This is a genomic window from Sporosarcina sp. HYO08, from assembly GCF_001563475.1.
Classification (GTDB): Bacteria; Bacillota; Bacilli; order Bacillales_A; family Planococcaceae; genus Sporosarcina.
Genome location: NZ_LPUT01000027.1, coordinates 24,477 through 44,518, shown reverse-complemented (window position 1 = coordinate 44,518; position 20,042 = coordinate 24,477). Strand labels below are relative to the sequence as shown.

Below are 20,042 nucleotides of genomic sequence, written 5' to 3'. Positions count from 1 at the left end.
ATTGAGTTTAAACGATGATAAGTTTTTGAGCTGGAATAGATAGTGTGACGGCGTCTCCTACTTGATAGACCTCATCATCCGCCTCATTTACAAGCAGCGAACCAATAGGGGTTTCAACCTCATATTGATAAGCCTTCCCTAAAAATGTACGGACTTTCACCACCCCGGATACGATATTAGTTGCATTTGCCTCGGTGCTTGCGACAATATCAATATCATCCGGACGGATCGTTCCTGTTTGTTTTCCTGTTTCCCTGTTGCGGGTGCATAGGAAAGCTGTTCCATCAACAGCCTTATACTTCCCATCTTCTATTGGTGTTAATTCAAAGAAATTTTCAAACCCGATAAAACGGGCGACAAATTCAGTTTTTGGATTTTTGTAGATCTCTTCCGGTGTGTCGAACTGTTCGATGACCCCTTTATTCATGACAGCTACTCGATCTGAAATGGAGAAACATTCCTCTTGGTCATGCGTGACAAACACAGATGTAATCCCTAATTGGCTTTGGATTCGTTTAATTTCGATTCGCATGGCTACACGCAATTTCGCATCTAAGTTACTTAACGGTTCATCCAATAATAATAATTTAGGCTCAATGACTAAAGCGCGCGCTAAAGCTACACGTTGTCTTTGTCCGCCCGAAAGTTGCTTCGGATAACGGTCAGCCAACGCTTCCAATCCTGTAATGGCCAATATATCTTTTACTTTTTTTTCAATGGTGCTCTTTTTTTCCTTGCGTAATTTCAAGCCAAACGCAACATTTTCCATGATTGTGAGATGGGGAAACAAAGCGTAGCTTTGAAATACCATGCCAAAATCACGTTTATGAACCGGTACTTTTGTTAACTCTTTCTGATCCACAAGGAACTCGCCATCATTTGGTTCAATTAGGCCTGCGATCACCCGTAACGTAGTCGTTTTTCCACAACCAGACGGCCCTAGTAAAGAAACCAACTCGCCTTTTTCAATCGATAAATTCAAATCCTTTAATATGTCGGTCGTGTTATCATAACTCACACGAATATCTTTCAATTCAACATAGGACATTCTGTTCATTCATTCCCTTCACGTAAAATCTCCATATTTCTATGAGATACTTGCTAGCCCTAATGTCTTTTCAATAATAAACATCAAAACGATCGTACCCAACATTAAAATAACAGATAATGCAGAAACGGATGGATCATAGTTATATTCAATATAATTCATTAAATTGGTAGGGAGCATCGTAACACCCGGACCTGATAAAAACTGAGATACAGGAATATTGTTAAAGGAATTGATGAATGCCAACATGAAGGCAGCAAAAATTCCAGATGTGATGTTAGGCAATACGATTTTGATAAACGCTTGCAACTTTGTGCAGCCTAATGTCCACGAAACTTCTTCAATCGAGAAATCCAACTGCTCAATCGTTGAACCTACAACACGAATCACGTAAGGTAAGCAAATTAGAAAATGACCTAATAACAATCCCTGGATAATTGGAAATTGAAATTGAATCACAATAAATTGATACAAGGCATATCCAACAACCAACCCTGGTACAATCGTCGGCGAAAGGAAAAAGCTCTTGACCCAATTACGCCCGAAAACCCCGTGACGCGCCAAGGAATACGCAGCCGGAACGCCGACAAGCACCGCCAATAAAGTCCCAATAAAGGCAACTTCTAAACTTAAAACGAAGCTGTCCATAAAGGATGCATTGGAAAATACTTTGCTATACCACTCAAATGTAAAACCTTTAATTGGAAATTGAATCGTTGAGTTCGTTCCGAAAGAGGTTATGACGATAATGAATAGAGGTATTAATAAAAAAGCAAAAACAATTGCTGCAATAATATTTAAACCAACATTCTTACGCATTTGCTTCACCCCTCTTATCCAAACGTTTAGCCACCCAGTCGAATAACTTCATCACGATAAGGGTCGCAACAATCATAATGAGTGCAATCACACTTGCCCCTTTCCAATTTCCTAATGCGGTCGCATTTTGATATAAAAAAGTGGCTAACATGATATTTCGGTTACCACCTAACAATTGAGGTGTTGTATAGGCGGTCATACTTCCTGTGAAAACCAAAATACTGCCGACAATAATTCCCGGCACACTTAACGGCAAAATCACTTTCATAAATGCAAGAAGACGATTCGCTCCTAACGTTTCGGCAGCTTCCATAATGGATGTATCGATATTTTCAAAAATCCCTACTAACGTAATGACCATTAAAGGTAAGAAAAGATACACGGATCCAATCATTATAGAAAACTCCGTATAAAGCAGCGTAAGAGGTTTAGAAATTAGACCAAGATTAAGGAACGTAGTATTAATAATCCCACTTTGTCCCAAAATGGTAATCCAAGCAAAACTTCGCACAACCGAATTGGTTAACAGCGGAAACAATGTGATCGACATTAACAAGCTTCGCCATTTTTTAGGGCTTTGTGCAATGTAGTAAGCAGTCGGAACGCCTAATAATACGCAAAATAAAGTGGCAATTAGGGAAATTTTGAGCGTTCGCCAAAAAATACCAAAGTTATACTCATCCATGAAGAACGAGATATAATTTGCCAAGGTAAACCCTCCATCAAAGAACGTCGGAAAAATGATGGATACTAAAGGCAACACCAAGAACAAAATCAAAAGAATCATTCCTGGGGCCAAAAGAATATAAGGAATTTTTCTACGAAGGGTCATTTATGAGCCTCACTTTCCAGTAAAAGTATAATTTAATTCATAAACATGAATTTGTTTTGTTATAACATAAAAGCATTATAGTTAAACCTTTTCTTGATGGCAATATAAATACGAACATTTTTTATGTACTTTTTTTTAACGTTCGTAATTGGCACTAAAAAACGTCTATTTACTGCTTTTTTACATGTAAATAACTGATTAAATAGGGTAAACAGAAAATTTATTACATAAACATAGTGATTAGATATACAGGTAAACTACACCGTTTATTATCCTCGCCATTCTCTCACCTATTCCTTCTTCTATAGAGATAACCATTATTTCAATTTATATAGCTGATATCTGGAACAATTCGGTACTTGTTTTTTATCAGTAAAGGCGAAGGTTAAAGAAAATAAAAGCAGGATAAGCGCAGGAAGCCAGCATATCTTGTATTAGGTCATTCTTTTTTGATCAAGTGAAGGGAATAACGAATAAAAACAGCACCTTTTCATCAAATGAGAAGGTGCTGTTACTTTTTTTGCCCCTATTTCAGAGTACTTGTGAAGTAATCTGAACAACAATTCATCCCCCTGAAGACAGATCTTCAGTCTTATAACTAGTGCTTACTTTTTTCCCTTACTGGCATCCAAACTTCGCTATATACATTTTCATAAGTACCTTCATGCTTTGTGAAAGAAATTCCAGGTAGGTCGACTATTTCATAACCTGAAGATGGCAACCATTCCGAATAAATTTTTGCGGTCGTTTCTTGAAGGGTAGCGGGAAATGGTCCTTGATTAGGGAAAATTGCCCATAAACTTTCTTCAATAGAAAGTTGTTCTAAATCATCAAATGGGTTTTCTTTTGTCGTTGCAAAACCAATCATATGAGTTAGGAAGCCTTTTTCCTCCAGGTAATCATCATCAAAATCATAAGATACATTCAAGACTTGATGAGGATGTAAATCAGCTAATTGATGCATTTCGTTTCTTTGTTGTTCAGTAATAGACTGAGCTAGTTCTAAGATTGCCTGATTGACTCCTTCAAATTGTATCGGTACCTTTTTCAATACACCTACTATATTAAATTTCTCTTTCTTTTCAATTTTGAATTCCATGGAAATTCCTCCCCTTATATCTATAAAAAATGAAAACTTGGGAAATGATTTTTGAATTTTGTTTTTTGTTACTTCTGAAGGTAAGAAGCCGCACCATTCACGAAAGGCTCTTGAAAATCCTTCGATTGATTGATAGCCATATTTATAGGCAATATCTGTCACTTTCGCACCATTTATTAACTCAAGATTCGCTTCTGATAATCTCCTGTTTTTGATATACTCATTCAATGACATTCCAGCCATATACGAAAACATTCTTTTAAAATGATAATCAGATAGCCCGACAATTTTTGATATCTCTTTTCCAGTAATTTCTTTGGTTAAATGTTTTTCGATATAATCCATTAAAAGATTGAATTCTTGTAACATTTCATTTCCCTCCTTTATAATTACATCATATCGCTATCATTGATTTTTCACTCGATATTATTTATACGGATTATATCGGATTAGCATCAAAAGCAGCTTAGAGTATCTCTAAGCTGCTTTTGATTGATTTCGCTCTCGTTTTGAACAACCTCTATGTTAGACATAACCTCTAACTTCTCAGTGATGGATCTATTAAAATAAAAAAACTGATTTACTTATGATACGGTTCACCCCGCATAATTCGAAAACCCCGATACACCTGCTCGAGCAAGATCAGCTTCATCATTTGATGCGGAAAAGTCATTTTAGAAAATGACAATAACTCATCCGCTCGCTTTAACACATCATCATGCAGTCCTAGTGATCCGCCGATGACAAACACGACTTTGCTGCGGCCGTAGGTCATTAAGGACCCTAAACTCTCGGCTAATTCCTCCGATGTTTTCATTTTCCCTTCAATCGCAAGGGCGATGACGTATGCGTCCGCCCCGATCTTCGCTAATATACGATCAGCTTCTTTCTTCTTTACATTTTCCATTTCAGCATCGCTTAATGTTTCAGGTGCTTTTTCGTCTGCGACTTCAACGAATGATAGTTTTGCATAGGGATTAAGCCGTTTCGCGAATTCATCCATCCCCATTTTTAAATACTTCTCTTTTAATTTGCCTACTGTTACAATTGTAATATTCACAAGTTGTCCACCTTTTTTAAAATGTTATTAACAGAACTTATGCACATATCCACAAGTCTTATCTACATATTGTAGCAGATTACTCGTTCGCTACAATATATATCGCAGGTGTTTTACACTGTGCACAAATTGTGGATAACTTTTCATCCTGTGGTATTAGTTTTAGCATCGGAAATTTCTCTTCTTTTTCTATAAACTCTTCTAAAGCTTGATCTATATGGGTTTCACAACTGTAAATTTTCACTCTTCTTCCAACTTTCCTTAATTTTATTGTTCACATAGTTATTCACATTTTCAGAAATTTATCCACAAATTAATTTTATTCCTTAAAAAGACAGGCAGAATAGCTGTTGATTTGCCATTCTGCCTGTCTGTGGATAAGATTTGTAATCTCTTTGTCATTTTCCTCGATTAAAAAGAATGACCATCCTTTAACACCATTTCTATTTCCACGAGTTTTCCGTCCCGATACACTTTCATCTGCATCGTATCTCCTACATTCTTTGATGTATACAGATGTTTGCGTAGTTCTACCATGTCAGTGATTTTTACACCATCCATTTCCGCAATTACATCATATTGTTGAACGCCGGCTGCTTGTGCAGGAGTATTTCGTATCACTTCCGTCACGACAACGCCATCTTTCACATTTTCCGGCAAGTTGAGAACTGTACGTTGTTGTTGCTCTGGTACACTCCGTAAATCCATAAGTGTGACGCCCATCGTTGGACGAAGGACTTCACCGGTTGTCTCAAGATGCTCAATAATTGGAATCGCGACATTGATCGGAATCGCAAGGCCTATTCCTTCTACGGCCGCTTGTGAGATTTTCATGGAGTTAATACCGATGAGCTGGCCGCCCATGTTAATGAGCGCTCCTCCTGAGTTTCCAGGATTAATGGCGGCATCTGTTTGCAAAGCATCTGCTTGCCAGTCGATGGTCCCATTGTTATCAAAATCGATTGGAATAGTTCGATCTTTACCGGATAATACGCCAACCGTGACGGAGCCTGCAAATCCGAGACCAAGTGGATTTCCGATGGCAATGACAGTTTCACCACGTTTTAATGCATCGGAATCGCCAAATTCGATGACGGTTTTCACATGCTTATCGTCAATTTCAACGACAGCCAGATCTGTCCATATGTCACTTCCGACAAGCTTCCCGGGAACTTTTGTACCATCGTCAAATGTAATTTCAAGTTCTTGCGCACCTTCAACGACGTGATGATTCGTAACGATATAGGCTTTGCCATTTTGTTTTTTATAAATGACACCTGATCCAACGCCCGTTTCCTGTGTCGTACCGGTTGTCGACCAAAAATCACGTACGGTTTGTAAATTGGTAATACCGACAACCGTGTCAGTCACTTTTCCAACGACATCGGTAATATCTGTCTGAATATCTAGCGCTACTCTTTCTGTCCCGATCGGCTTTTTGTTTGAATCAGTCGTTTGTACAGTCGTTGGATTGCCGTTAATAGATGACATAAGTAGCCAAACAATTAGACCACCAACGACCGCACCTGCCAAACTTGGTAAAAAGCCGCCCCTTCGTTTGGGTGTCGGCGGTTTCGATGGATCCACACGTCTTTCTAGTGGCTGGCTCGATTCCTCGACAGATGGTGTGGGACGTTGATTAAGATTGTTTTGATTATTCTCGTCCATAGACCTCATCCTCTCTTCATACGTTATTATTCACTTTACCCGTTACATCTCTACTTTAACGTTTTAACCAGATCCGATGCAAAAGAAAAAACCTCACACATGGTGAGGTTTCTTAAACTTCCACAAGCTCAGTCGGCTTTTCTGCATCTGTATCAAATAAATGGACAAATTCGCCAGGCCTAATGCCGCAAGTTTCCAGTGTCTGAGAAACACTCATCCGCGCCAAGTCTTTCATATTATTATCCTTACTTAAGTGAGAAAGATAAATACGTGTTTCTTTTTCTTCCACGACTTCACTCATCGCTATGGCAGCATCTTCATTAGACACGTGGCCGACATCGCTTAATATACGACGTTTGATAGACCACGGATAACGTCCCATTTGCAGCATCCCTACATCATGATTACTTTCAAAGACAAAGGCATCCGCCCCGCGAATGAACCCTTTCATCCGATCACTAACATATCCTGTGTCTGTGATGACGACAAGCTTTCTCTCATTTTCATGAAAGATATAAAACATTGGATCAGCCGCGTCATGCGAAACCGCAAATGATTGGATATCGATAGAGCCGAATGATTTGACCGTTTCCATATCAAATTGGAATTGCTGGTCGAGCGGGATATTGCCAACAAGGCCATCCATCGCCCGCCATGTTTTCTCGTTCGCATAAATGGGAATGCCATGTTTTCGCGCAATGACACCGATCCCTTTAATATGGTCGCTATGTTCATGTGTGACGAATATACCATCTATCTGCGCTAAAGAACGATCAATGCCTGATAGAAGGGCTTCCATTTTCTTTCCACTAAAGCCAGCATCGACAAGAAATCGATGCTCGTCATTTTCTATGAAAATTGCATTGCCGGTACTGCCGCTTGCAAGTACACTAAAACGCATTGTAAAAACTCCTTATCCACTTGCATCTTCCAATAATTCCACTTGAAATTCTGTCACTTTACCTTCAATGGCATTGATGAAGTAGTCTTCTAATTCCCCGTCCTTCGATTTTACACGAACATGCCAGGTTGGAGCAAATACTTGTGTTTCCGTCAATAGCTGCACAAGTGTTGAATAGCCTAGCTCAACATTTGTCACTTTAGAATCTTGTTTTAAATAACCGCGCGAAGCAAGGGATCCAATTGCCTCCAGTGGAGACAACAATACTTTCTTCCGATTAAAACTGACAAAATCCTTAAACATGCGCTGTTCATAATGCGTTAAAAGATTCTCTTCATCCCAATGCGCCACAAGCATCGCATTCGGGCTAAAATAGAGTGGTTCACCGTTTACATGCTGGAAGAACGTTGCTTTTCTTGCTTCTTCGTCAACTTCCCACAATACATATTCGGTGCCGTGCCAAACGTAATTCGTGAGAAACTCTGTGAATTGATACGTTCCTTTACCATTTCGTATCGAAAGCGGTTCTTTCATCTCCGATGTTAGTTTCGTATCATCGATGATGGTCACAACCTGGTGTGGCAAACGATTCACATCTTCTTGTTTAAAAACAACTTTTTTCCCCGAAACATAGGCAGATTCATTTTTATAGGATGGCAATGTGTCATACGTAATATTGTCCATCCCTAGCGATTCTTCAATCGATAATTTCCCTGCAACCTGGACATTTTGTGCCTCTGTTCGTTGATTTAAATAGAGTGAATAGAGAAAAACGTTCAAGATGGAAAAGATAACAATAAAAATGGTTTTCGTTTTATTCCAGTCCAACTTGTCCACCTCCAAGCTGTTCCGGTGAAAATCGGGTCCAACTATCTTCGATCAAGTAAAACCAGGAAGGCTCCATTGTCAAAAATTGACGTTCTGCATCTTGTTTTATATAGTAGCCCGGTATAATTTCTTCAATTAGATCAAAATCGATTTTCGTGGATGCCCTTAACTGTTCTATGACATCTGAACCCGATGGCAGCATCTTCACCTCGGATTCGTCGGACCGAAGTCTGTCAAGCGTGAAGTAAGGACGCATATAGCGAAAAATACGATCTTCCCCCCAAATATGAATAATTTCAGTAGAGCCTGGAGATTCCCCAAAAACCGGCAATCCATGCACGAATAACTGGAATTTAACGTAGCGGGACAATGGATTCATATACGTAAAGCGATATTCATCCGTCCAGCCGCCATGCTCATTTACATAATCAATGGTGTTTAGTAATAACTCTGATGGAATGGCGGGTTCCCTACTTTCTGCAGCTGGGATGACATAATTTAACGTTCTTTTATCCCGATTAATACTCATTAGGGCACGGTCATCAGTAAATTCCTCATTCTGTCCTACTTGACTTCTTCTAACAACATTCGGATCGCTAAATAAGGCATCACGAAAACGGTTAAGACTAATTTCCTCGACATAATACGTATTGCGGATTGCTTTAATCGGCTCTTTAGGTATCATGATGGAGGAAATACCTTCACCGACAACTCTTTGATAGGACCCAAGTTCACGCCCCCATGCGATGACAGAAGACTGAAAGGTTTCGTTACTTTCGGCTCTTAACTTTCCACTATAAAGCTGTTTATTGTCTCGGTTAATGAAATAAACATCTGCTGGGAAGCCAGATTGCCAACTGACAATAATTTGATCAAACGACGCTTCCGCAACATTCGTGCCTTCAATATTCAACACGGTATCATAAGCGGGCAGCGGAATAGCATTATGAAAGTAGATCGCTAAATTCGATGGTTGTTGAAGGAGAATTTCTAAATCCTCCGCTTCAAAGTTGCTGTTGATAAGAACTAAGTTTGTAACTTCCCACGTTTTCATCCGGTCGACTAAGTAGTCGATGTCAGCAGCTTGCAAAGACCCTTTCAATTCATTTTCATCATGAAAGACAATCTTATAGGGCTTGATAATTTCCTCAATTGTCATCTTTTCCGCAATGGAAATATCGACTGTTTGCAATTGCTCAATCGGTTCAATACGCGGGGTATACGTCCAAATCGAAAAAGTAAAGATAATGCTAGAAAGGACAAGTAAGACTAAAACAATGCTTTTTACTGGCTCAATGTATTTCAATCCCACTCACCTTCCTCTTGTTGCACAAATGGCAGCGTAAAGGAAATCGTTGTTCCTTTCCCCTCTTCACTTTCCGCCCAAATTTCTCCGCCATGTGCTTTAATCATTTCTTTGGAAATTGCAAGACCCAGACCTGTTCCTCCCAATGCACGAGATCTTGCACGATCTGCTCGGTAAAAACGTTCGAAAATGCGCTTCACATTTTCTTTCGGAATCCCCATTCCATCATCTGAAATAGACACTTCAATCATCTCGTTTAGCGGTTTAATACGAAAACGAATATTCCCACCGTCTGGGGAATACTTCAACGCATTGGAAATAATATTGTCGATGACCTGTGTCATCTTATCAGTGTCAATTTCAACGAATAAATCTTCGGATGGAAAAACCCGTTGGAAATGAACATTTTGGGATTTTGAAAACTCAAATCGATCGATAATGGCATTGAAAAAATAGGAGAATTCTACCCATTCCTTATTCAAATCGTAATCTTGGCTATCCATACGCGATAACTTTAATAAATCGTTGACGAGCCGAATCATTCGCTCTGTCTCAGTTTGCGTCACATGCAAAAAGGAAGGTGCAATTTCTTCGTTTTTCCAAGCTCCTTCCGCAAGTGCCTCTAAATAGCTTCGCATTGTCGTTAACGGCGTGCGCAACTCATGTGAAACATTTGAAACAAATTCCCTTCGTTCCATGTCGATTTTTTCCTGCTCGGTATTATCGTGCAACACGACGATAAGACCATTGACGAATCCGGTTTCCCTTTGTGTCACTGATAACGTTGCCCGTAAAATGTATGGACGCTGCTCTGTACTAAAGTCAAGCACAATAGAATCTTTTACTTCAGCAAGATCTTCAAATGTATATACTTGGTCCACCCCTAAGACATTGGAAATGGGGCGATTTAAAACGAGTTCACGTGATGTCCGCAACATCGATAATGCAGAGTCATTGATGAGGCTGACGCGTCCTCTCCGGTCTGTGGCGATGACACCATCTGTCATATTGGCCAAGATGGATGCAAGTTTTCTCCGCTCACTTTCAGTTGTCGAATGTGATTCTTCTAACTGGCTCGTTAAATGATTAAAAGCAATCGCCAGCTGCCCTAATTCATCATCCCCGTACACATGCACTTTTCGAGAGAAGTTCCCTTTCGCCATCGCTTGTGCTTGCCGTCTCATATCCGAAATGGGTTTCGTCATCGTCTGGGCAATAAAAATACCGACAATAATTGTAATTGTTAAAGAGACGGCGGTTCCACCGGCCAAGATATGATTAATCTCCTCAATTTGCTTATAAACGATTTCGATATTGGATTTCACATGTAGCGCACCGAGTACTTCATCTCCATATAGGACTGGGACTGCATAGACTAAAATTCGTTCCTGAGAAGCTTGATCCAAGTACGTATTGTTATACGGTGCCTCAGACGAAATAGAGCGTCGTACAATATCATCCATTGAACGTTGGCCAACCATTGACTGATTATCCAGAACAGATGTCGCTAAAATCCTATATTTTGGATTGACGACCCGAATTTCATTGATATCATCTGACGTGAAACCCGAAAGGACGATCCGAAGACTTTGTTCAAGCGTCGGATCGTCCTCGGAACGTTCTTTTAATATTTCTTCACGTACACTAAATTCAATGAGATTCATTCGGTCTTCAATCGATGTTGTAAAGTTTTCTTTTAATGTTTCTTCGAGTTCACGTGCAAAGTAAAGACCTATAATTTGCATGGCGATCAAAATAAGCATCACGTAAATGAGTACAAATTTCACATGGATTGAACGAAAAAATCCCACTTTCTGCATACACTTTACTCCTGTTCCGGATCACGCAAGTAATATCCTACGCCGCGTCTTGTGACAATCCACGCGGGATGGCTTGGTGTATCTTCAATCTTTTCACGCAGGCGCCGAATCGTCACGTCGACTGTGCGGACATCCCCAAAATAATCATATCCCCATACAGTTTGCAGCAAATGCTCGCGCGTCATGACTTGACCAATATGCTTTGCTAAATAATGTAGCAGTTCAAACTCACGATGCGTAAGCTCGATCGATTCGTCACGTTTTTGAACAAGATAAGCATCCGGCTGAATTGTTAAACTGCCAACCGTAATATCATTTGTTTCTTCTTCCACTTCTTCAGAAGCCTTCATATGTCTACGCAAGTTGGCTTTCACACGGGCGATCAATTCCCGCGTTCCAAATGGCTTGGTGACATAATCATCGGCACCTAGCTCCAAGCCCAGCACTTTATCAATTTCGGAGTCTTTTGCCGTCAACATAATGATCGGAAAATCATACTTTTTTCGTACTTCCCGACATACTTCCATGCCATCTCGCTTTGGAAGCATAATATCCAAGAGCATCAAATCCGGCTTTACTTCTTCCACTTTCTCCAATGCACTATCTCCATCATAAGCACAATAAACAGTAAATCCTTCTTTTTTCAAATTAAATTCAAGTATATCAGCAATAGGCTTTTCATCATCAACAACTAAAATCGTTTTGTTTTGCATGTTTCTACCCTTTCCCGCCCCTTAAGGCGCAAGTATCAACTATCCCTTTACTCTATCATTGTTCACAATAAATCGCACGTACTAGTTTATCAGTCAGTACATCACTTATACGACATTGTAAACGATAGGTTGCATAGCCCCCATTGAAAAATCTCCCATCCAATCTTCTCCTTTTACTATTTCCCGGGTAATTAAATTGAGTTGATTAAATATGATTTAGTAAACGTCTGTTGGAGACTCCCTCTTTTCGTTAAACCCTCTTAGATTCATTCGAAAAAAACAGGTACCCGCTGCTCTGTCATTGTTGAGCAGCGGGCACCTCCTTATCATCATTCAACTTAATTTAAAACACTCATCGGATTAATATTCGCTCCATTTTTGAATACTTCAAAATGTAAATGAACACCTGTCGAGCGACCTGTTGAGCCCATCACACCAATTTTTTGCCCTTGCTGGACAGTTTGTCCAACACGTACATCAATTGATGACAAATGAGCATACAATGTTTCATACCCATTATTATGCTTAATGACGATACGATTGCCATACGTACTATGCCCGCCCGCAGTCGTTACGACACCATTATCAGATGCTAAAATACTATAGGAAGATGGACGTGCGATATCAATCCCTTGGTGCATACGTCCCCAGCGCGTTCCCATATGACTGGAAATATAGCCGCCCACTGCTGGCCATTTGAAAGTCCCTGTTCCGCGTGAAGCGATCACTTTCGTTCCGACAACTTTCACTTCATCAACGGCAGCCACAAGTGTTTCTACTTGTTCAACTGCATGGCCAACGACTTGTCCATTTCGTTTACGAATTCGTTCCGTCACAGCCTTCTTTCCATCCGAACCTCTCCGCTTAATCGTCGTCTCACCTTTCAAGCGGGAGCTGTCTTTTTCTGTAATCGTTTGGTGCTGAATCGTTTCTAGCTTTTTAGATTCGTATAAGACATCTACTTCCACGTATGGCTCCATATACGTAACCGTCAATTCTTTCCCAATTTGCAGTAGTGTGTCTACTGTATAATTTGGGTTGAGTTCAAGCAGCTCCGAGACTTTCATATGATGTTTTGCGGCAATTTTTTCAAAAACATCGCCTTTTTTAATCGTATAAGGCTTCTCTACTTGTTTCCCTTTTTTTAAGAGCTCTAGCGCTTGTTCTGCATTATAGACTTCTTCTGGTACAGTTTGTCCTTCTACCGCTTCTAACTTCCCACTCAGCTGAATGTCGATCACGCGTGTTTCATTATCCTTCAATGGGGGAATAGCAGTAGTAGTAGCTTGGCGGGCTTCGAATTCGGTAAGCTCTTTTTCACTCACAGATTGAAGTTTTAACAAACGCACCAACTGTTCGTATGCTTCCATGTCTTTCACGTAAAGTGCAAGCTCGTCGTCAATCGTCAAACCGATTGCTTCCGCTTCTATGGAAAACAAACTTTCAATTTTTTCTAGTACTGGCGCATCGTCATTTTGAACTGCAAAGACTCGTTCTGGAATGATCGAGAAATCCGTTCCAATCGTAAGCGGGAGATTCTCAAATTCGGAGGCCGCGTTTTCGATAGTATTTTCTTTCAATTGCTCTAGTTTCTGATCATCAGATAAAACACCGATATATTCATCTTCTGAATAGATGTGATAAATCGTATGCAAATCAGAATTTATTTTTTCCGTTGCAAAGCCAGCATTGACACTTAATCCAGCAAGCAAAGCTGTAATAATCACTATTTTATAGACTTGCTTAACAGGCCGTTTCAACCAATGGTTCGTTGTCCTGTTCTCGCCATCCTTTGTTTTCCTGTAAAACATCTATGAAACTCCTTCCGTCCTTCACCGAAAGTACCGGTATCATCTAAATTAAAATATATGAAAAATTTCACCCCTATAAATCTAACATATTCGACATCTGACTTGTAGGTTTGTCGAAATTTGTAATGAAATTGTATTATAACATCCAATTCTTCCTATAGAATTACAGTTATTAGGTGATTTGAGGAAGGAATCAATGGGGAACCTCAAAAAAATAAAACCCTTTGCATTTTTTGCAAAGGGTTTTAATAAGCCGGCGATTCATGCTGACTCCAGTCAATATTTACGAACTTATTATATTCTTTAGCAAAAGCAAGTGTCACAGTTCCCGTTGGACCATTCCGCTGCTTCGCAATAATAATTTCAATCATATTCTGGTTTTCCGTTTCTTTATCATAATAGTCTTCCCTGTAAAGAAACGAAACGATATCCGCATCTTGCTCAATACTTCCTGACTCACGAAGGTCAGACATCATTGGACGCTTATCCTGCCGCTGCTCAACGCCGCGAGAAAGCTGAGACAATGCAATGACGGGTACTTTTAATTCCCGCGCAAGTGCTTTTAGTGAACGAGAAATTTCCGATACTTCCTGTTGTCGGTTTTCTCCTGATCTACCGCTTCCCATGATGAGCTGCAAATAGTCAATCATGATCATGCCCAACCCATGCTCTTGCTGCAGTCTCCGGCATTTTGAACGGATCTCATTAATCCGAATACCAGGCGTATCGTCAATAAATATACCAGCATTGGATAGACTGCCCATCGCCATTGTCAGCTTGCGCCAATCTTCCGCCTCCAAAGAACCGGTTCGAAGTACTTGGGCATCAATATTTCCTTCCGCACAAAGCATCCGCATCACAAGCTGCTCTGCTCCCATCTCAAGACTAAAGATCGCAACATTTTCATCGGTTTTCGTCGCAACATTTTGCGCCACGTTCAGGGCAAAAGCCGTCTTCCCGACAGATGGACGCGCTGCCACGATAATTAAGTCGTTGCGTTGGAAACCAGCCGTAATCCGATCCAAATCACGGAAGCCTGTCGGAATCCCAGTAATATCGCCTTTCCGTGTATGTAGAAGCTCGATATTGTCGTATGTTTCAACGAGAACATCCTTAATATGCTTGAAATCACCTGCATTTTTCCGATTAGCGACTTCCATCATTTTCTTTTCCGCTTCGGCAAGTAACGCTTCTACTTCGTCTTCTCGCGTATATCCATCCTCGACAATTTTTGTCGCAACACGAATAAGGCGTCTTAATAAGGCCTTTTCTTCAACAATTTTTGCATAATGGACAACATTCGCCGCGGTCGGAACCGCATTGGCAAGTTCCATTAAGTAGGAAATGCCGCCGACGTTTTCCAGTTCCTTTTTCGCGGATAATTCTTCTGTAACTGTTACGACGTCAATGGCTTGTCCTTTATCGCTTAACACTATCATCGTATCGAAAATTTTCTCATGTGCTCTTCTATAAAAGTCCTCTGGCATGAGAATTTCCGCAGCCGTAATGAGTGTTTGCGGATCTAGAAAAATTGCCCCGATGACCGACTGTTCCGCTTCATGGTTATGGGGTGGCGTGCGATCGATCATCTGATCCATTTCAATTTCTCCTTATCATTCTTCCGTTACATGCACTTTAAGCTTTGCTGTAACTTCTGGGTGAATTTTAATCGGCACATTCGTAAATCCAAGCGCACGGATTGCATCTGGCAGTTCCATTTTACGGCGATCTACTTTAATACCTTTGTCCTTTAACAATGCGTCAGCAATTTGCTTCGTCGTAATTGAACCAAATAAACGACCGCCTTCACCTGACTTTGCTTTCATTTCCACTGTCATTTCATCAATTTGTGCTTTCAGCTGTTTGGCAGCTGCCAATTCTTCTGCCGCGTCTTTTGCTACACGTTTCTTTTGTCCTTCAAGCTTACTTAAATTAGCTGGCGTTGCTTCAACCGCGTAGTTATTTTTCAGTAAAAAGTTTTGAGCATAGCCTACCGATACTTCTTTTACTTCGCCTTTTTTCCCTTTACCTTTAACATCTTTTAAGAAAATAACTTTCATGTGATATTTCCCCTTTCACCAATTATTCTTCTTCATTTTGCAAATCATTTAATACAGACTTCAACATTGCTTTTGCTACTTTAACCGATTCTACATTGAGCTGACAAGCAGCATTCGTTAAGTGCCCGCCCCCGCCAAGCTCTTCCATCACACGCTGGACATTCACTTCGCCAAGTGATCTTGCACTAATACCGATTTTCCCATCCATGCGAGGGGCAATAACAAACGATGCAATGACACCTTGCATGGTGAGTAAAATATCTGCTGTTTGTGCGATCAATACCGATCCATAAGCTTTCTCATTCTCTCCCGTTGCAATAGCAATGCCTTCCTCCGTCAATTCAACACCTTCAATGAGCTTGGCACGTTCAATATACGTTGCGATATCTTCCTTTAAGAGGCGTTGTACAAGCACCGTGTCTGCGCCTTTTGTACGCAGGTAAGACGCTGCTTCAAACGTTCTTGCCCCTGTACGGAGCGTAAAGCTCTTTGTATCGACAACAATGCCCGCAAGAAGTGCCGTCGACTCAAGCATCGTTAACTCTTCATGTTTCGGTTGGTATTCGATTAACTCCGTGACCAATTCCGCTGTAGAAGACGCATATGGCTCCATATAGACAAGCATTGTTTGGTTGATAAATTCTTCGCCGCGTCTGTGATGATCGATGACGACAACTTTCTCGGCCTTGTCAACAATCCGCTCATCAATCACCATACTCGGTTTATGTGTATCAACAACGACGACAAGCGATCTTTCCGTGATCATCGACAATGCTGTTTCTGAGTCGATAAAATGATCGAAAAGATCTGTATCTTGTTCAATCTCATCCATTAACCGCGTTACACTCGCATCTAATTCATTGAAATTGACGATAACAAACCCTTCGATATGATTCATACGCGCCATTTTACGAACGCCAATGGCTGCGCCAATCGCGTCCATATCAGGCATCTTATGACCCATGACAAAGACTTGGTCGCTCCCTTGAATTAAATCACGTAATGCATGAGAAATAACGCGGGCACGGACCCGTGTTCTTTTTTCTACTGGATTGGTTTTACCACCATAAAATTTCAGTTTCCCATCGGACCTTTTAATGGCAACCTGATCCCCACCTCGCCCCAACACAAGATCTAAACTCGATTGTGCCAGTTCACCAAGCTCAATCAATGAAGCAGATCCTGTTCCTACACCAATACTCAGCGTTAGTGAAGTTCTATGTTCTCCTGTTGTGTCACGAATGTCGTCTAAAATAGAAAACTTATTTTTTTCCAACTGTGCAAGCGTTTCTTCATTCAAAACAGCTAAGAAACGATCAGATGCAATCCGTTTTACGAATATGCCATTTTCGATACCCCACCTATTAATACACGATGTTACAATCGAATTTAGGTGGCTTCTCGTCTGGTCATCCATTGTTTGTGCAAGTTCATCGTAGTTATCTATTAACAATATACCAAGTACAGAACGATCTGCATGATATAATTCTTCTACTTCTTTTTGCTTTGTAATATTAAAGAAATAAATGAGCTTTTCTTCCGCTTTATAGTGAACATTGTACGTTTGTTCACCAATTGTTAAGGCGTGTGCATCATGGCTATCACCCTTCAAAATCGTATGAAATTGTTCGGACAGCCTAGGCAGTTCTTCCCCAACGAGTGTTTCTGAGTCGAACATTTTTACCGCGTATGGATTTGCCCACTCGATAATGTTTTTCTCATTCGTCAAGATAATTCCTATGGGAAGCTCAAGTAATGCCTCTTCTCCCACTTTTTTCATCCGATAGGAAAGTGTTTCGATATGTTTCTCCGCATCCAGGTAGGTTTTCTCTTCTAATGTCCATGCAAACCCTAAGCCGACTACAAAGAGCACGGTGAAAAGTAATCCAATCCAAAACTGGAAAAAGAAAAGAAACACTGCAGCAAGCACACCGAGTAATGACAATGCCGCCAGTGGATAGCGTATGGATCTCTGTCTAAAAAATGACGTCATTGGGCTCACTCCTTACTTCTTATCTTTTCCAATCCACCCCCGAATATTGACACCTGAATCTAGTATTCCCAGCATTGTCGTCATCGGACTTAATGCCAATCCGAAGATTACTGCAATAACTGCTACAATGTTTGGTAGCTTCACTTTATGCATATAGTAAAGAATAAATGAAATCCCTTGCAGGAGGAAAAGTGTTCGTAAAATAATCGTGGCATTTATTAAAGTTAAATAAAATGTTGTCCCGGGCTCCGTCTTGACCAATAAAGTCAAAAGAAGAAGGATCCCGTAAAGAACGACTGTAAAAACTGGCAATTTCATCTCCCGCAGCGGCGGAAATTTAGCCACTTCATGGCCGAGTCTACGTGCTACCATTAAGTTTAACGTAATGATTATGAATGCCAAAAGGAAAACGCCAATGATAAAAATCGATGGAATGGCATTTTGATAAAAGAGCATTTGCGATGCCATCATTTCTTCAAAGTTCTCTGGCAAACCGCCGCCATACGATGTCATAAGGGTCGTGACTTGTTCTTGCGTGTCCATGAAGTATCGCTGTAATTCGTCAATAATATTAAAACTAAATAAAAGCACTGTCGCTACGTAGAAAATCATTATTGTCACAATTAATGTAATACCTGTTGCCATGAATGTATATAATTTAGATTTACCCGTTTTGACCGTTTCTCCAATAACAAATCCGAGTAAACCATGTACGAGGGCAAATGGGATGAGGGTGATTCCACCGACCAATAGGGATAAAACAATGCCCGTTGCCGTGACAAATAGTGAAGCTGTACGATCATAGCGGAGTCTATATAAAATGATTGGCAAAGGAATAAAAAACATCGTAATACTGCCAATGAGAGGTGTATAAAGCGAGACTGCCAGCAAGATGGCAAACAGCGCAATCATCATTGCCCCGTATGTAATTTTTCGTGCATTATCTTGCATAGTACTTTCCTCCGATTATTCAAACGCGGTTCGATTCCATTTTAAATGGTACACTTCCTAATTGTATCATGATTGGATGGTTTTAACCAAAGTAGGAACGTATATTCTATAAATAAATTGAACTTAAAATAAATACTCACAGTGCTTGGGCACTTTCGCTAAATCAGATTAATCATTGTTTGTGTTTTTACACATGCATTCGTTCAATATATACCAATGAAAGAAAAAACCGCCATCTTTCCGGTGAGCCGGTTATAGAAGGCGGTTTGTAACAAACAATTATAAATTAACGTTCTTCCGCTGTAAATGGAAGAAGCGCCATGATGCGTGAGCGTTTGATCGCAAGTGTCAATTTACGTTGATACTTTGCGCTTGTGCCCGTTACACGACGAGGCAAGATTTTTCCACGCTCAGAAATGAATTTCTTAAGCAGGTCAGTATCTTTATAGTCGATTTTTGTAATGTTGTTGGACGTGAAATAACAGACTTTACGGCGTCTGCGTCCTCCGCGACGTGGTGCCATATTGAATTCCCTCCTTACTTTCTTGATTGTTAGTTGACGGTCATTTTAAAACGGCAGGTCGTCGTCCGATACTTCTATCGGACCGCCTGACGAAAATGGATCGTCGTTCGTTCTTGTATAGTTTTGCTGATTCGATTGATATGGTTGTTGACTTGGCTGCTGATTCTGATAATGAGGCTGCTCATTTGGCGCCCCATAAGCCGGTGCTCCATATTGTGATCCAGCATGAGCTCTTTCAGAGGATGCATTTGCGTTACGCGGCTCAAGAAATTGCGTGCTGTCCGCAACGACTTCCGTTGTATAGACACGCTTTCCGTCTTGTCCTTCAAAACTGCCGGTCTGAATACGGCCATCTACGCCAACAAGACTTCCTTTTCTTAAGAAGTTCGCGATATTTTCAGCTTGTTTCCTCCAAGCCACACATTGGATAAAATCTGCTTCTCTTTCACCTTGCTGGTTAGAAAAAGCACGGTTTACTGCTAATGTAAAACGTGTGACAGCAATACCTGTTTGTGTATATTTAAGCTCGGGATCTTTCGTCAGTCGACCTACTAAAACAACACGGTTAATCATCAGAATTCAACCCCTCATCGATTATGTTGTCTATGGA

At 40.5% G+C, this 20,042-nt stretch carries 19 protein-coding genes; all 19 read right to left on the bottom strand.

Annotated features, from left to right (window positions below; all coding sequences use genetic code 11):
• Positions 1-7: 7 nt before the first annotated feature.
• Positions 8-1,048 carry an ABC transporter ATP-binding protein gene (locus AU377_RS09490; protein WP_067407345.1) on the bottom strand — a complete coding sequence of 347 codons (1,041 nt, stop codon included), beginning with the start codon at positions 1,046-1,048 and terminating at the stop codon, positions 8-10.
• A 39-nt stretch (positions 1,049-1,087) separates the two neighbouring features.
• Positions 1,088-1,867: an ABC transporter permease gene (locus AU377_RS09485; protein WP_067407344.1), complete on the bottom strand. Its 780-nt coding sequence runs from the start codon at positions 1,865-1,867 to the stop codon at positions 1,088-1,090.
• The gene (locus AU377_RS09480; RefSeq protein WP_253724458.1) at positions 1,860-2,576 is read right to left on the bottom strand and encodes an ABC transporter permease; all 717 of its coding nucleotides are present in this window, start codon (positions 2,574-2,576) and stop codon (positions 1,860-1,862) included. Before AU377_RS09480 ends, AU377_RS09485 begins: the two co-directional genes overlap by 8 nt.
• Before the next feature lie 721 nt (positions 2,577-3,297).
• A complete protein-coding gene (locus AU377_RS09475) occupies positions 3,298-4,167 on the bottom strand; it encodes an AraC family transcriptional regulator (protein WP_067407338.1) in 870 nt (289 codons plus the stop codon).
• Between the two features lie 211 nt (positions 4,168-4,378).
• The gene (gene rlmH, locus AU377_RS09470; protein ID WP_067407337.1) at positions 4,379-4,858 is read right to left on the bottom strand and encodes a 23S rRNA (pseudouridine(1915)-N(3))-methyltransferase RlmH; all 480 of its coding nucleotides are present in this window, start codon (positions 4,856-4,858) and stop codon (positions 4,379-4,381) included.
• A gap of 79 nt (positions 4,859-4,937) precedes the next feature.
• Positions 4,938-5,102 (bottom strand): CxxH/CxxC protein, encoded by a 165-nt coding sequence (locus tag AU377_RS15325; protein ID WP_253724456.1) that lies wholly within the window; start codon positions 5,100-5,102, stop codon positions 4,938-4,940.
• A gap of 167 nt (positions 5,103-5,269) precedes the next feature.
• Complete coding sequence (locus AU377_RS09465) at positions 5,270-6,526, bottom strand: S1C family serine protease (protein ID WP_082731995.1); 1,257 nt, start codon at positions 6,524-6,526, stop codon at positions 5,270-5,272.
• 112 nt (positions 6,527-6,638) lie between these two features.
• A complete protein-coding gene (locus AU377_RS09460) occupies positions 6,639-7,427 on the bottom strand; it encodes an MBL fold metallo-hydrolase (protein ID WP_067407335.1) in 789 nt (262 codons plus the stop codon).
• A 12-nt stretch (positions 7,428-7,439) separates the two neighbouring features.
• A complete protein-coding gene (locus AU377_RS09455) occupies positions 7,440-8,255 on the bottom strand; it encodes a two-component system regulatory protein YycI (protein WP_067407333.1) in 816 nt (271 codons plus the stop codon).
• On the bottom strand, positions 8,242-9,567 hold the full coding sequence (locus AU377_RS09450; RefSeq protein ID WP_067407331.1) for a YycH family regulatory protein: 1,326 nt from the start codon (positions 9,565-9,567) through the stop codon (positions 8,242-8,244). The genes AU377_RS09455 and AU377_RS09450 overlap by 14 nt, the downstream gene beginning before the upstream one ends.
• Positions 9,558-11,381 (bottom strand): cell wall metabolism sensor histidine kinase WalK, encoded by a 1,824-nt coding sequence (walK, locus tag AU377_RS09445; protein ID WP_067407330.1) that lies wholly within the window; start codon positions 11,379-11,381, stop codon positions 9,558-9,560. The genes AU377_RS09450 and walK overlap by 10 nt, the downstream gene beginning before the upstream one ends.
• Before the next feature lie 5 nt (positions 11,382-11,386).
• The gene (gene yycF, locus AU377_RS09440) at positions 11,387-12,094 is read right to left on the bottom strand and encodes a response regulator YycF (RefSeq protein ID WP_067407329.1); all 708 of its coding nucleotides are present in this window, start codon (positions 12,092-12,094) and stop codon (positions 11,387-11,389) included.
• Positions 12,095-12,432: 338 nt separating this feature from the next.
• Positions 12,433-13,905 carry a M23 family metallopeptidase gene (locus AU377_RS09435; protein ID WP_067407328.1) on the bottom strand — a complete coding sequence of 491 codons (1,473 nt, stop codon included), beginning with the start codon at positions 13,903-13,905 and terminating at the stop codon, positions 12,433-12,435.
• Positions 13,906-14,150: 245 nt separating this feature from the next.
• On the bottom strand, positions 14,151-15,503 hold the full coding sequence (dnaB, locus tag AU377_RS09430) for a replicative DNA helicase (protein WP_067407325.1): 1,353 nt from the start codon (positions 15,501-15,503) through the stop codon (positions 14,151-14,153).
• Between the two features lie 15 nt (positions 15,504-15,518).
• Positions 15,519-15,965 carry a 50S ribosomal protein L9 gene (rplI, locus tag AU377_RS09425; protein ID WP_067407322.1) on the bottom strand — a complete coding sequence of 149 codons (447 nt, stop codon included), beginning with the start codon at positions 15,963-15,965 and terminating at the stop codon, positions 15,519-15,521.
• 22 nt (positions 15,966-15,987) lie between these two features.
• Positions 15,988-17,958 carry a DHH family phosphoesterase gene (locus AU377_RS09420; RefSeq protein ID WP_067407321.1) on the bottom strand — a complete coding sequence of 657 codons (1,971 nt, stop codon included), beginning with the start codon at positions 17,956-17,958 and terminating at the stop codon, positions 15,988-15,990.
• Between the two features lie 12 nt (positions 17,959-17,970).
• The gene (locus AU377_RS09415; protein ID WP_067407319.1) at positions 17,971-18,909 is read right to left on the bottom strand and encodes a YybS family protein; all 939 of its coding nucleotides are present in this window, start codon (positions 18,907-18,909) and stop codon (positions 17,971-17,973) included.
• A gap of 286 nt (positions 18,910-19,195) precedes the next feature.
• Positions 19,196-19,432, bottom strand: a complete 237-nt coding sequence (gene rpsR, locus AU377_RS09410) for a 30S ribosomal protein S18 (RefSeq protein ID WP_067407318.1) — start codon at positions 19,430-19,432, stop codon at positions 19,196-19,198.
• 45 nt (positions 19,433-19,477) lie between these two features.
• Positions 19,478-20,005 carry a single-stranded DNA-binding protein gene (gene ssb / locus AU377_RS09405; RefSeq protein ID WP_067407316.1) on the bottom strand — a complete coding sequence of 176 codons (528 nt, stop codon included), beginning with the start codon at positions 20,003-20,005 and terminating at the stop codon, positions 19,478-19,480.
• Positions 20,006-20,042 lie beyond the last annotated feature (37 nt).

Bases quoted from the DNA above. Each gene is read 5' to 3' on its own strand.
- AU377_RS09435 (WP_067407328.1), bottom strand. From the start codon at position 13,905: ATGTTTTACAGGAAAACAAAGGATGGCGAGAACAGGACAACGAACCAT.
- AU377_RS09460 (WP_067407335.1), bottom strand. From the start codon at position 7,427: ATGCGTTTTAGTGTACTTGCAAGCGGCAGTACCGGCAATGCAATTTTC.
- AU377_RS09490 (WP_067407345.1), bottom strand. From the start codon at position 1,048: ATGTCCTATGTTGAATTGAAAGATATTCGTGTGAGTTATGATAACACG.
- AU377_RS09420 (WP_067407321.1), bottom strand. From the start codon at position 17,958: ATGACGTCATTTTTTAGACAGAGATCCATACGCTATCCACTGGCGGCA.
- rpsR (WP_067407318.1), bottom strand. From the start codon at position 19,432: ATGGCACCACGTCGCGGAGGACGCAGACGCCGTAAAGTCTGTTATTTC.
- AU377_RS09475 (WP_067407338.1), bottom strand. From the start codon at position 4,167: ATGTTACAAGAATTCAATCTTTTAATGGATTATATCGAAAAACATTTA.
- rplI (WP_067407322.1), bottom strand. From the start codon at position 15,965: ATGAAAGTTATTTTCTTAAAAGATGTTAAAGGTAAAGGGAAAAAAGGC.
- AU377_RS09415 (WP_067407319.1), bottom strand. From the start codon at position 18,909: ATGCAAGATAATGCACGAAAAATTACATACGGGGCAATGATGATTGCG.
- AU377_RS09465 (WP_082731995.1), bottom strand. From the start codon at position 6,526: ATGGACGAGAATAATCAAAACAATCTTAATCAACGTCCCACACCATCT.
- AU377_RS09485 (WP_067407344.1), bottom strand. From the start codon at position 1,867: ATGCGTAAGAATGTTGGTTTAAATATTATTGCAGCAATTGTTTTTGCT.
- ssb (WP_067407316.1), bottom strand. From the start codon at position 20,005: ATGATTAACCGTGTTGTTTTAGTAGGTCGACTGACGAAAGATCCCGAG.
- yycF (WP_067407329.1), bottom strand. From the start codon at position 12,094: ATGCAAAACAAAACGATTTTAGTTGTTGATGATGAAAAGCCTATTGCT.
- walK (WP_067407330.1), bottom strand. From the start codon at position 11,381: ATGCAGAAAGTGGGATTTTTTCGTTCAATCCATGTGAAATTTGTACTC.
- dnaB (WP_067407325.1), bottom strand. From the start codon at position 15,503: ATGGATCAGATGATCGATCGCACGCCACCCCATAACCATGAAGCGGAA.